8 protein-coding genes are annotated in these 13,235 nt (G+C 34.6%); 4 read left to right on the top strand and 4 right to left on the bottom strand.

The window, feature by feature from the left end; all coding sequences use genetic code 11:
* Window positions 1–3: 3 nt before the first annotated feature.
* Entirely contained in the window at window positions 4–2,019 is a 2,016-nt protein-coding gene (locus ABW637_RS07140; RefSeq protein ID WP_367583962.1) for an OmpA family protein, read from the bottom strand.
* Window positions 2,020–2,241: 222 nt separating this feature from the next.
* Here ABW637_RS07140 and era point away from each other — a divergent pair, with 222 nt between their 5' ends.
* The 4 genes from era to der all read left to right on the top strand — a co-directional run bounded on the left by era (window position 2,242) and on the right by der (window position 10,670).
* Window positions 2,242–3,123 (top strand): GTPase Era, encoded by an 882-nt coding sequence (gene era / locus ABW637_RS07145; protein ID WP_367583963.1) that lies wholly within the window; start codon window positions 2,242–2,244, stop codon window positions 3,121–3,123.
* Window positions 3,124–3,501: 378 nt separating this feature from the next.
* Complete coding sequence (locus ABW637_RS07150; RefSeq protein ID WP_367583965.1) at window positions 3,502–6,195, top strand: SP85-like N-terminal domain-containing protein; 2,694 nt, start codon at window positions 3,502–3,504, stop codon at window positions 6,193–6,195.
* Window positions 6,196–6,699: 504 nt separating this feature from the next.
* Window positions 6,700–8,874, top strand: coding sequence for an SP85-like N-terminal domain-containing protein (locus ABW637_RS07155; protein WP_367583966.1), 2,175 nt, complete (start codon window positions 6,700–6,702; stop codon window positions 8,872–8,874).
* Between the two features lie 488 nt (window positions 8,875–9,362).
* Window positions 9,363–10,670 (top strand): ribosome biogenesis GTPase Der, encoded by a 1,308-nt coding sequence (der, locus tag ABW637_RS07160; protein ID WP_367583967.1) that lies wholly within the window; start codon window positions 9,363–9,365, stop codon window positions 10,668–10,670.
* 79 nt (window positions 10,671–10,749) lie between these two features.
* On the opposite strand, the gene ABW637_RS07165 is transcribed toward der, so the two are convergent.
* Genes ABW637_RS07165 through ABW637_RS07175 form a run of 3 tightly spaced genes read right to left on the bottom strand, consistent with a single transcriptional unit; the run spans window position 10,750 to window position 13,172 of the window.
* A complete protein-coding gene (locus tag ABW637_RS07165) occupies window positions 10,750–11,079 on the bottom strand; it encodes a MerR family transcriptional regulator (protein WP_201916383.1) in 330 nt (109 codons plus the stop codon).
* 2 nt (window positions 11,080–11,081) lie between these two features.
* Complete coding sequence (locus ABW637_RS07170) at window positions 11,082–12,188, bottom strand: CapA family protein (protein ID WP_367583968.1); 1,107 nt, start codon at window positions 12,186–12,188, stop codon at window positions 11,082–11,084.
* Between the two features lie 6 nt (window positions 12,189–12,194).
* Window positions 12,195–13,172, bottom strand: a complete 978-nt coding sequence (locus ABW637_RS07175; RefSeq protein ID WP_367583969.1) for a M23 family metallopeptidase — start codon at window positions 13,170–13,172, stop codon at window positions 12,195–12,197.
* Between the last annotated feature and the right edge of the window lie 63 nt (window positions 13,173–13,235).

Consider the following 13,235-nt stretch of genomic DNA (forward strand, 5'->3'; position numbering starts at 1 on the left):
AAACTATTCCCGTACAATAAACTCACTTCTTCTGTTTTCTTGATGTTCTTCTTCTGTACAAGGCACATCGTTTCCGCACTTATTAATCAATCGGCGCTCGCCATAGGCTTTACCTCGTATTCTTCGCCAATAAATATCTCCTTCTACGACTATATATTTTATGGTAGCTCGCATTCGTTTTACACTTAATCTTTTATTATACCAGTAACTGGATCTACTATCGGTGTGAGAGCGGACTTCAATTTTTAATTCGGGATATTTCTTTAGTGCAGAAATAACTTTTTGTAATTCAACCTCGTCTTTTGGGCTAATCGATGAATCATCTAATCCAAAATGAATAGACTCCATCTGTAATGTTTTTGATAGATCATCTCCTATATTTACGGCTACCGATGTTAATAGTTTCTCTCCATCGCCTGAAGAGTTTAAAGGAATAGACAAATCATGTGAATATTCAAAAATGTCATCTGTATTAAATGTAATTTCTTTGGGTTGAAATTGATCTAAAGTGGTTTTTATCAAATATTCTGTATCACATTCTACGTCGAATTTATATACCCCAAGGCTATTAGATTTTGTTTCGGCGATTATATTCCCATTGGTATCAAATAACTTCAGATCAGCTTCGGCAAGACTATCGTTAGTTTCACTATGGTAGATAACACCTTCTATATATTGCTTACACGAAGTGATTAGTTCTTCGGTTTGTTTAAAGCTATAGATATCATCATTACCCTTACCACCTTTCCTATTGCTCGCAAAGTACCCAATTTTTGTTTCCTCGTTAAGTACGAAAGAAAAGTCATCTTTAGAGCTGTTTACAGGTTTTCCAACATTAAATGCAGCAGAAAAACCCGATTCTTCTGGGGTCGCTACAAAAATGTCTAATCCGCCTAACCCTACATGTCCATCACTGGCAAAATAGAGTCTATTACTATCACTGATATAGGGAAAAGTTTCTCTTCCTTCAGTATTGATGTTATCTCCTAAATTTTTTGGCTTCCCATATTTCCCGCCACCCAATACATCTACAACAAACAAATCAGATTTTCCTAATGTGCCTGGCATATCACTGGCAAAGTAAAGTTGAGTACCATCTGCATTAAGAGATGGATGCGATACCGAATAATCATCACTACAAAAAGGTAATTCTTCTATATCAACCCATTTTCCTTCTTTACGAGTCGCTTTATATATCTTTAGTAAAACCACTCCTTTTTTACTGGTTCCAAGCTTGTTGTTTGAATAGTTGTTTCTCGAAAAATATACCGTTTTCCCATCTTTACTGAAACTGGTTGACGATTCATGAAATTTAGTATTTATTTTTCCTTTAAGTTTGATGGGGTCTTCTAAAGTCATTTGGTCATCTTTAATTTTAGAAGAAAACACATCTAAAAACGGCATTTTAGTCCAGCCATGTAATTTTGAATCTTTAGTCGTCTTAGATCTTGAAGAGGCGAAAACTATTTGATTGTTATGATCAAAACTTGGCGCATATTCTGAGTTTTTTGAATTTATACTAAGCTTGAAAAGGTCATATTTACCAGATTGCATTTCAATAAAATCTAAATAATTTCTTTTATTTATAAATGATTTGGCTCGTTTGTCGTTTCCGGTAATGTTAAAGAATTCATCCATGATTTGATCCGCTTCTTTGTAGCGTTCAACACTTTTCAAACTTTGAGCATATCTAAACAAATACTCTGGATTAAGGTCTTCTGGGTATTCTTGGATTAATTTTTCATACCATTCTACAGCATCTTCAAGTTCACCGGTTAGGTAAAAAGAATCGGCTAGTTTTCGAAATAAATTTTGAGAAGAATACCCTTTTTTCGCAACATCCAAATAGATTGCTCTTGCATCGATATAAGCGAATGCCTTAAAACTTTCATCGGCTTTAGATAAACGTTTTTCTTGATCTTGAGCGTTAATAATTGAGGATAGGAGTACCAGCAGGTAGAAGAATATAAGCCTGTTTTTAGTACAAGTTAGTAAAGAAATGTTTAAGCAATTTTTCAAATGATCCCAGTATTAATAATAAAAACTTGCTTTCACGGGGTTTTTGAAAACATACTGGAATTAAATTTATAAAAAATCTAAACAAAAAGTTAATTTGTCAAGAAATAGTTACCAACCATTTTTTGGTGTAAAATGTTAACAAATTAAAAGGAATCAGATAATCCTAGCTAGTTATTATTTTCTTGTCCAATATTCGTATACCTTTGCACCAAAATAAATTAAATGACTCATAAAGCAGGCTTTGTAAATATTATTGGTAATCCCAATGTGGGTAAATCTACCCTTATGAATGCTTTCATTGGAGAAAAGTTATCTATTATTACCTCTAAGGCGCAAACAACAAGACATCGAATACTGGGTATTGTTAATGGGGATGATTTTCAGGTAATTTTATCAGACACTCCTGGGATTATTAAACCGGCATATGAACTTCAGGAATCTATGATGGGTTTTGTAAAATCTGCCTTCGAAGATGCAGATATATTAATTTATATGGTTGAGATTGGAGAAAAAGATCTTAAAGATGAAGCATTTTTTAATAAAATTACGTCTGCAAAAATCCCGGTGTTTTTATTACTTAATAAGATAGATCAATCCAATCAAGAACAATTAGAAGAACAAGTTCAATTTTGGGCCGAAAAAGTTCCTAATGCAGAAATTTATCCTATATCTGCTCTTAAAAATTTTAATGTAAGAGAGGTGTTTGATCGTTTGGTAGAATTGTTACCAGTATCACCAGCTTTTTACCCTAAAGATCAATTAACAGACAAGCCAGAGCGATTTTTTGTAAATGAAGCCATCCGAGAAAAAATATTGGTTAATTATAAAAAAGAGATTCCGTATTCTGTAGAAGTAGAAACCGAAGAATTTGTCGAAGATGAAGACATCATCAGGATTCGGTCGGTGATTATGGTAGAACGAGATTCACAAAAAGGTATAATCATAGGGCATAAGGGATCTGCACTAAAAAAAGTGGGTATTGAAGCTCGTAAAGAGTTAGAAAAATTCTTTGGTAAACAGATCCATATAGAGCTCTATGTAAAAATCAATAAAAATTGGCGAAGTAATCAGGGGCAATTAAAACGTTTTGGGTATAATAAATAATTTGTATTAGGGGAAATCACCCCTTAAATAACGGCTTTTTTGTAATCCTTTACGCTCTTACTTTAGGGTTTTTGTGCTGCCTGTGGATTCAATTGGTATTTTAACGTTTTTTCTTTTTTTCAACTTGTTATTCAGGAGTTTATATATACTTTAGAACCCTAATTTAAAAGGTTTTATATGGTATAAACACTACTTTCTCCACATATTTAATAACAATAAATTTATTTGATTTGATCAGGGATGAGTATGGGAACTTAGCCCTTATATCACATTGCCGTACCAAAGGTTAATGGATAGTATGATACTAAGATTCATCACACGAATTTCTTAGTCATGAATGGATTACAATTTTAAAATTTTTAGCAAAAAACAACAACAATGAAAAAACTAACAACCAACCCTGGATTTTTGCAAAAAACAATGGCTAAAATGGGAATAGCCTCTGTTTTTTGTATCTCGATTTTTCTCTTTTCTTCTTTTAACTTCATGGAAGAAAATAAAATAAACAAAGATTCTTTTGATAATTACCTCGAAGAAACACATGGTGAGTGCAGACTTACAGTAGACGCGGGTAATGATGTGTCTTCATGTAATAATGGAGATGTTACTTTAACCGCTAATGTTTCGGGAGCGGCAGAATGTTGCGTGCAGTATGACATTGTAAATACTAAGCATTGTAAAAACAACAAAAGATATGTTCTATGGCTTTCAGACGGAAGAAATAAAACAAAATATTATAGAGACGGCGGTTTATCATGGATAGAGAACCCTGATGGAACCGCAACCCTAAAAGGTAAGGTCAAAAATATAAGAAATAGAAGAGATGTTTTATTTGTAGATGTTACCTATTCGGGAAAAACAACGGATACCCCTAACGGTAGTCCGAAAAATCATTGGTGTAACAATGAGAATTCTCAAGGATGGGTGTATTATACCAAAGTAAGCGGAACCATCAAAAAACGAAATGGTTCATGGTCTTTTAATATTTCAGAAAGAGGACCGGCTTTTCAATTAGGTAAAGGGGCAAATATTACTGAAAAAAATAGAAGAAGATTGGGCGCTTCTGGTTGGTTTAATACTACAGATAATAAATACAAAATTGGAGATTTCAATTTTAATCTTGGGTACTGTGAGGAAAAAACCAGCGAAGTTTCTTATTTATGGTCTACAGGAGAAACAACTCAGACGATCACCGTTAGCGAACCTGGTACGTATACAGTAGAAGTGCAAGATTGTGAAAACTGCGTAGCTACAGATGAAGTAAAAGTCGAAAAAATTAACCTGGAAGTTGATGCAGGAGAAGATCAAGAAGTATGTGAAGGAGATGAAATTACAATAACTGCAACTGTTTCTGGAGAATCAGAATGTACAGATTGTATTGCTTATGGTATAGAAAATACATATCGTTGTGAGAGAGATTTATACTATGTGTTGTGGTTAAAAGATGACCATAGAAATAGAGTAAGACGATTTAGAAATGTAGACTTAGTGTGGCAAGAATTTGAAGACGGGACGGCAACTCTTAAAGGAACCGTTATAGAGAACAATAGCTCGCAAACTACTTTAGAAGTAGATGTTACGTATTCCGGAAGAACAGTACAGACTCCACCCGGCAGTCCAAAAGATCATTTCTGTCATGAAGAAACTGCAGAAGGATGGGTGTATTATACTGGTGTATCAGGAACACTCACCAAAACAGATGGTTCATGGTCTTTTGATATTTCTAGAATGGGGCCAGCTTTTCAATTAGGTAATGGAGCCAATATCACTGAAGATGAGGTGGGAAAATATGGAGCATCCGGATGGTTTAATACTACAGATAATAGGTATAAAAGAGGTGATTTTAATATTAATATTGGTGAATGTATTGATGTGGTAACTAGTAATGAAGTTACTTATTTATGGTCAACCGGAGAAACAACGCCAAGTATCACAGTATCACCACAAGAAAACACTACGTATACGGTTACAGTAGAAGACTGCTCAGGTTGTACTGCTTCAGACTCTGTTGATGTAATCTTAAGTGATCCCCCACAGGTCGACGCCGGTGAGGATCAGGACATCTGTAAAGGAGAAGAAATAACGTTAGTGGCTACAGTAGATGGTCAAGGAGAGTGCGAAGAATGTGTAGAGTATGGTGTGGGTGATACCGACTATTGTAGAGGTAGACATCACCAGTTTGTAGTATTTATCAATGATAAAGGCACTAGGTTATGGATGAGAAATGTAGATTTGGTATGGAAAGAAAATGCAGATGGAACAGCGACCTTAAAAGGTAATGTTTTCGAGTATAATTCTACGAATACAACTTTTGTAGTTGATGCTGTTTTTTCAGGAAGAACTGTTCTCCCTCCAGAAGGTAGTCCTAAAGCAAATTTATGCCAGGGAGCTGATTCTTCAGGTTGGGTGTATTATACAGAAATAAGCGGTACTGTTACCCAGGTTGATGGTTCATTAAGTTATGATATATCAAGAAGAGGAGAAGCTTTTCAGGTAGGTGCAGGAGCTAATATTTTCGAATATACAGCTAATGTATTTGGTGGATCAGGATGGTTTAATCTAGAAGGTGACCCTACATCGTTTGGAGATTTTAACATCAATCTCGAATGTGTGAAATATGAACCAAAAGGAATAGAATATCTTTGGTCAACAGGAGAAACAACTCAGGCGATTAATGTAGCTCCAGAAGAAGATACAACATACGAAGTAACTATAACCGGTTGTACAGGTTGCGGAGAAGATACAGATATCATTAATGTAACAGTTATTAATTGCCAAGGTCGATCTAAAACTGATGTTGCGATAGAGACAACTAAAGTCTATCCTACGCTATTAAGCCAGAGTAGTACGCTACATGTTGATCTTTATTTAAATGAAAATCAAGATGTCACTACAACGCTTTATGATCTTACAGGTAGAGTAATAGGTTCAACAACAAAAACATCTATAAATAACAATGCTCAGATCAACATTGATCTTAATCAATATAAAGTGCATGATGGAATGTATGTTCTTAGAATTGTGGGTAATAATTGGGTTAAAACTGAAAGAATCGTAATAAGTAATAAGTAGTTACGATACTTAAATCTATAAATACTAAAAGCCTGTCGTAATGTTACGACAGGCTTTTAATTTATGATATCTCTTTGCTTTTTTATAGAAGAAATCTATCATCTATAGAGGTGTAAATTACTCCAATTTAATTAACACTAAATAGAAGACGAAACTATTGTAAGAAAACGGTTTTTAGTGTAAGACAAACATTTAAAAAATGCATTTCATGGATATTTTTTTGTTCTTCAACGTTTTTATTGTTGTTTGTTGTTGATCTTCAACGGTTAATACATATTTTAGCAGTCCAAAACTTAACCTAAACAACCTTAATATGTTATGAAAATACTTCTTCACACTTTATTAAATCATTAAGAAAAGGCTTTTTACTATTTTAAGTAGTGCGATATCAGGTTTGTGCTTCGATATTCTACTATTAGCTAAAATAGTGTATTATAAAACTGCAAAACCTAAAATAAATTAATAAACAAATTCATTTTTTTGAATTATTAAAACAACAGTCAAATGTTAAAAATTACACGTAAAATTAACGGATATAACCTAAAACCGATGACGAGTAATATCTCATCTACGTGTTTAGGCTATGTGCTAATGGCCGTTTTTATTTTTGCTACTAGTTTTACTATGGTAGCTAATAAAAACACTGATGTTTCTGCAATAAACCAACCTAGTAGTGTTATTGATGATACTAGTTGCATGTTGTCAGTAGATGCAGGTGATGATGTAGAATCTTGTGGTACTAACGAAGTAACACTTACTGCTACAGTATCCGGGCAATCAGAATGTAATGATTGTTTAGAATATGGTATAGAAAACACATATCGATGTGGTAAAGATTTTTATTATGTACTTTGGTTAAAAGACGATGCTAATAATATAGTAAGAAGATTTTCTAATGTAGATTTAAAGTGGGAAGAATTTGCTGATGGTACGGCTACATTAAAAGGAACGGTTGCAGATAATAATGATGCACAGATTGTTCTAGAAATAGATGTTACGTATACAGGAAGAACTGCAACTACACCACCCGATAGCCCTAAAGATCACTTTTGTAATACCGAAGACTCAAACGGATGGATTTATTATACCGGTGTAACCGGAACTATTAGTCAAACAGATGGTTCTTGGTCATTCGATATTTCTAGAATGGGGCCTGCATTTCAATTAGGTAATGGAGCCAATGTTACCGAGGATGAGGTGGGGAGATATGGTGCTTCAGGATGGTTTACTACTAATGATAGTGATTTTAAAAGAGGTGATTTTAATATCAATATTGGGCCATGTATTACTTCCGAAACAAGTGAAGTTACCTACTTATGGTCAACAGGAGAAACAACACCTAGTATAACAGTATCTCCACAAGAAAACACTTCGTATACTGTTACAGTAAAAGACTGTGAAGATTGTGAAGCCACAGATTCTGTAAATGTTATAATTAAAGATGGTCTTCAGGTAGATGCAGGAGAAGATCAGCAAATCTGTATAGGACAAGATGTAACATTAACAGCAACAGTAACGGGAGAAGGAGATTGCGAAGAGTGTGTTGAGTATGGTGTAGGTGATACAGACTATTGTAGAGGTAGACAGCACCAGTTTGTAGTCTTTATCAACGATAATGGTACTAGGTTATGGATGAGAAATGAAAGTCTTGTATGGAAAGAAAATGCAGATGGAACAGCAACCTTAAAAGGTAATGTTTTCGAATATAATTCTACAAATACAACTTTTGAAGTAGATGCCGTTTTTTCAGGAAGAACCTCGGCACCTCCGGTAGGAAGCCCTAAAGCAAATATATGTCAAGCAGCAGATGCGACAGATTGGATATACTATACCGAAATAAGCGGTACAGTGGCCCAGGTTGGTGGTTCATTAAGCTATGATATATCAAGAAGAGGAGAAGCTTTTCAAGTAGGAGCTGGAGCGAATATTTTCGAATATACTGCCAATGTATTTGGTGGGTCAGGATGGTTTAATTTAGAAGGAAACCCTGATTCGTTTGGGGATTTCAATATTAATCTTGAATGTCTACAGTCTACGCCAAATGGAATAGAATATCTTTGGTCAACCGGAGAAACAACTCCGTCTATTACGGTATCTCCAGAGGTAGATACTACATATTCTGTTACAGTAAATGGTTGTAATGATTGTGGAGAAGATACCGATGAAGTGGTAGTTTCTGTTTCAGATGGTTTAGCACTTGATCTTGGACCTGATGAATCAGTTTGTATAGGAACAATATTAACTCTTACTTCTCCTATTGAAGCCGATTCATATCTATGGTCTACAGGAGAAACGACCAGGTCTATCGAAATACTTGCCATAGAACCTACTACCTATACATTAGAAATTACTCAAGGTAATTGTACTGGTATGGATGATTTATTTGTTGATATTCGTTTCTGTGAGGGTAGAGGAGCTGTAGGTGTTTTTCCAACAGTTTTAAAATCATCAGATAACTTATCTTTAACGATGAATTCTGATAATGCTCAAGAAGTTAAGATATCAATCCATGATTTATCAGGGGTTGCTGTTGGACCTGTGATTGTTGAAAATATGCCAAAAGGCGCAAGTATTATAAACGTAAATCTTGCTCAATTTTCAGAATTATCTTCAGGAATGTATGTGGTTATGATTGTGGGAGAAAATGAAAACATTGCGCGCAAAATAATTATAGAATAATACTTTATTCATAAAAGTTTTTTAAACCCCTGTCACCATATGGCAGGGTTTTTGTTTTTTTAAGTATCCAAGAATAGAACATTAGTTGTAATTTATTATACTTCTAATCTTTTAAATCTATTAGAATAGTAAGGAGCTTTTGTTAGATATTGTTCTAGGATTTACAACAGCCCAACAGGAAATAACCTTGTAATTGTAACCCATGAAGTGTCAAATTCTGTGGCAATTTATGAGGTTAAATAACATCCATAAAAACTTTGTTGTTTTACAGTAACCAACTTAGACCAAATACTTGGTATCTTTGAGTTAAGTAATTATTTCACTGACTGACTATCAATTATGAAAAGTTCCATAGGCCTGAAACATTGGCCTTTGGACTTTTTATTTTTTTAACCCACGCCGGTCCAATCAAAGCAAAACATTTCTACATTTATAGTAGTGCTGAAATAAAAAAGTCTAATTTTGCACAAAATTTAGAATACATCCCAATGAGTAGTATAGTGGCAATTGTAGGGCGACCTAATGTCGGAAAGTCAACTTTCTTTAATCGTTTAATTCAAAGAAGAGAGGCTATAGTAGATGCAGTAAGCGGTGTTACACGTGATCGTCATTACGGAAAAAGTGACTGGAATGGCGTAGAATTCTCTTTGATTGATACAGGAGGGTATGTGGTAGGAAGTGACGATATTTTTGAAGCAGAGATAGATAAACAAGTAGAATTGGCAATCGATGAAGCCGATGCTATTATCTTTATGGTAGATGTAGAGTCTGGTGTTACAGGAATGGATGAAGACGTGGCCAAACTACTTCGCAAAGTTAATAAACCCGTATTTTTAGCGATTAATAAGGTGGATAATGCCAAGAGAGCCACAGATGCAGTTGAATTTTATAGTCTAGGCCTTGGTGAATATTATACTATTGCTAGTATTAATGGAAGCGGTACAGGTGAACTTTTAGATGCATTGGTCGAAGCGTTACCTAAGCAAGAAGAACAAGAAGAAGATGAATTACCACGATTTGCAGTAGTCGGAAGACCAAATGCAGGAAAATCATCTTTTATCAATGCCCTAATTGGTGAGGATCGCTATATAGTTACAGATATTGCGGGAACCACTCGAGATGCAATTGATACAAAGTATAACCGTTTTGGGTTCGAATTTAATTTGGTGGATACCGCCGGGATTCGAAGAAAATCAAAAGTAAAAGAAGACTTAGAATTTTATTCGGTGATGAGATCAGTTCGTGCTATCGAACATTCTGATGTTTGTCTTTTGGTAGTAGATGCAACCAGAGGGTTTGACGGACAGGTACAAAACATATTTTGGCTCGCAGAACGTAACCGAAAAGGTGTTGTAATCTTGGTAAATAAATGGGACCTTATCGAAAATAAAGAAAGTAATACTCTAAAAGATTTCGAAAAATATATTCGTAAGCAAATAGAACCTTTTACAGATGTTCCTGTTGTATTTATATCTGCATTAACCAAACAGCGTTTATTTAAAGCAATGGAAACTGCAGTAGAAGTGTATAAAAATAGATCCAAAAAGATCAAAACAAGTGAGCTTAACGATATTTTATTACCTATTATTGAAAGAAACCCGCCACCGGCATATAAGGGTAAGTATGTAAAAATAAAATATATCACACAACTGCCTACACCACAGCCACAATTTGCATTTTTCTGTAATCTGCCTCAGTATATCAGAGATCCTTATAAACGTTTTATCGAAAATCAATTACGTAGAGAATTTGACTTTAACGGAGTGCCAGTTTCGGTATATTTTAGGAAGAAGTAAGTTAAGTTTGAGGTTTATTCTGAGTCAGAAATTTACCAACCCCGCCACACAGGTATCCATTACTAAATCATATTTTAGGCTAAAGTTGTTCTTTAATTTTAAGAAGCTGCCCTTTAATAGACTCTAGTTTACGAATGATATCAAAACTATCCAGAGCTTCGTGTTTTTGTTCTTTAAGGTGGATTTTGGCACCTTCTAATGTAAACCCTCGCTCTTTAACCAAATGGTATATCAATTCCAGATTTTTGATATCTTCTGGGGTGAATTTTCGATTGCCTTTAGCATTTTTCTTTGGTTTTAGAATATCAAATTCTTTTTCCCAAAAACGAATTAGAGAAGCGTTAACATCAAATGCTTCAGCCACTTCACCGATACCGTAGTACATTTTTTTTGGTAAGTCTACATACATAATTATTCTTTTTGTTGTGTAAAACTTCCATCCTCTTCAAAAAGGAGCTTGCTTTCTGGGAAATCTTCTAAAGTAAGTTTTTTGATTTCTTTTAGTGCTCTTTTTTTCTCATCTATAAAAGGGTATACTTCATCGATTTGCTTAGCAGAATGAAGTTTACCTTTAACAAAATTTCCGTCCAGGGCTATTTCAATTTCTGCGATTGGTGCATATCCTTTAATTCCATCCAGATTAAACCTCGAATACGTGCAAAAATTACCTAAGCTATAGGCAATAAATTTGTTTTTGTATACTTCAAAAGCTCTAGAAACATGAGGTCCATGGCCTATAACCATATCTGCACCAGCATCAATCATGGTGTGCGCAAATTTATATACATTACCACGATCTTCACCATAAAAACGTTCTGTCTTTCTGGTTACATGGGTATGTTTTAGCCCTTCGGCTCCACCGTGAAAAGAAACAATCACTATATCTGCCTTTTGTTTAAGTTCTTCAACAATTTTCTTTGCATTGGTTAAGTTATGAATTTTTATGCAATCTTTATTGGGTGCAAAAGCGCAAAATCCATAAGTAATTCCATTTTTTTCAAAAATTGTGGAGGGTTGAGCGAATATCCCTGCATAGGCAATGTTATGTTTTTCGAGTGTTTTTGAAGTGTTTTTAATTCCTATTTCGCCAAAATCACCAATATGATTATTGGCGATACTCATTACATCAAACCCGGTCTCCTCAAGGTATTCCCCAAAAGATTCTGGTGATCTAAACGAGTAGCATTTTGATGGATCAGAGCATCTTTTGGCATTTTCGCCTTCGTCGGTAAGAGTACCTTCTAAATTACCGAAAAGAATATCTGCCTGGGTTAAAATAGAATTAACATCATCAAAGGGGCCCTTGCCTTTTGGTGGTAAGTAACTTTCATTAGGGAAATTAGTCCCCATCATGATATCACCCACAGCCATTATTTTGATGTATTTCGGTTTTTCTAGTTCAAGTTTAGTTTTTTGAGCTATCGAATACATAGAGTCCAATACTTCTTTTGAATATTTTTGGGCCTGTATAGAAGAACTGAAACCAAAAATGATAACAAAAAAAAGTATTTTTCGCATTGATGTTTAGTCTAAAGTTTCATTAATTAGGTTAGAAGCCTTAAGCATTTCAGCAAATTCTTCAGGAGTTAAACTTCCGTAGTAAAAATTTCTAGGATTGATTTTTTTACCATCTTTAAAGATCTCATAATGTAAATGTGGAGCAACCGATCTACCTGTGTTTCCAACATAACCGATAATATCACCACGTTTAACTTTTTGCCCTTTCTTTACATTGTACTTGCTTAAATGTGCATATAAACTCATATAATTAAAACCATGGTCAATACGTATATGTCTCCCATATCCCGTAGAGTTTGCATCAGCTCTTTTTACGACACCATTACCAGAAGCGTAAACCGGGGTTCCTGTAGATGCAGAGAAATCCATACCATAATGAAATTTCTTTGCTTTTGTAAATGGGTCACTTCTCCATCCGTAACCAGATGCCATCCGTTTTAGATCTGAGTTTTGTATAGGTTGTATCGCAGGGATAGTGGCTAATAATTCTTCTTTTTGTTCGGCAAGTTCTGCAATTTCATCAAGAGACTTTGATTGAACTACAATTTGTTTGGTAAGTTTATCAATTCGTTCACTACTTTCTATAATCATATTAGAATTATCGTAGCCTTCGAGATTTTTATATCTGTTTACACCTCCAAATCCGGCATTACGTATCTCTCCTGGGATAGGATTAGCTCCAAAGTAAAGGCGGTAGATGTTATCATCACGTTCTGCGACTTCTTTTAGGATTTCCTCATTACGATTTAGCCTTTTATTCATCAAACTATACTGAAACACCATGTTTTCCAGCTCTCTTCTATATTTCTTTTCTTTAGGAGTTTCTAATTGCGGGATATTAAGATAGATAAGAAGAAGAACAAAGCCCGCTAAAAAAGTGCCAATGACACCCAATGCAGCTATACCAAATTTCCTCCCTTTCTTTTGCTCTATTTTGCGATAAGAAAGTGTGTCACTATCATAGTAATATTTAACCTTTGACATAATCTAAAATATGCTATTTTTGCAGGATATCAACCAAAAAAGTCTTGTTTAATACCAAGACAA

Origin of the sequence: Aquimarina penaris (assembly GCF_040786285.1) — a bacterium.
Taxonomy (GTDB): domain Bacteria; phylum Bacteroidota; class Bacteroidia; order Flavobacteriales; family Flavobacteriaceae; genus Aquimarina.

What these genes read in the sequence shown, in the direction of transcription:
- era (WP_367583963.1), top strand. Translation starts at nt 2,242, where the DNA reads ATGACTCATAAAGCAGGCTTTGTAAATATTATTGGTAATCCCAATGTG.
- ABW637_RS07150 (WP_367583965.1), top strand. Translation starts at nt 3,502, where the DNA reads ATGAAAAAACTAACAACCAACCCTGGATTTTTGCAAAAAACAATGGCT.
- ABW637_RS07155 (WP_367583966.1), top strand. Translation starts at nt 6,700, where the DNA reads ATGTTAAAAATTACACGTAAAATTAACGGATATAACCTAAAACCGATG.
- der (WP_367583967.1), top strand. Translation starts at nt 9,363, where the DNA reads ATGAGTAGTATAGTGGCAATTGTAGGGCGACCTAATGTCGGAAAGTCA.
- ABW637_RS07165 (WP_201916383.1), bottom strand. Translation starts at nt 11,079, where the DNA reads ATGTATGTAGACTTACCAAAAAAAATGTACTACGGTATCGGTGAAGTG.
- ABW637_RS07170 (WP_367583968.1), bottom strand. Translation starts at nt 12,188, where the DNA reads ATGCGAAAAATACTTTTTTTTGTTATCATTTTTGGTTTCAGTTCTTCT.
- ABW637_RS07175 (WP_367583969.1), bottom strand. Translation starts at nt 13,172, where the DNA reads ATGTCAAAGGTTAAATATTACTATGATAGTGACACACTTTCTTATCGC.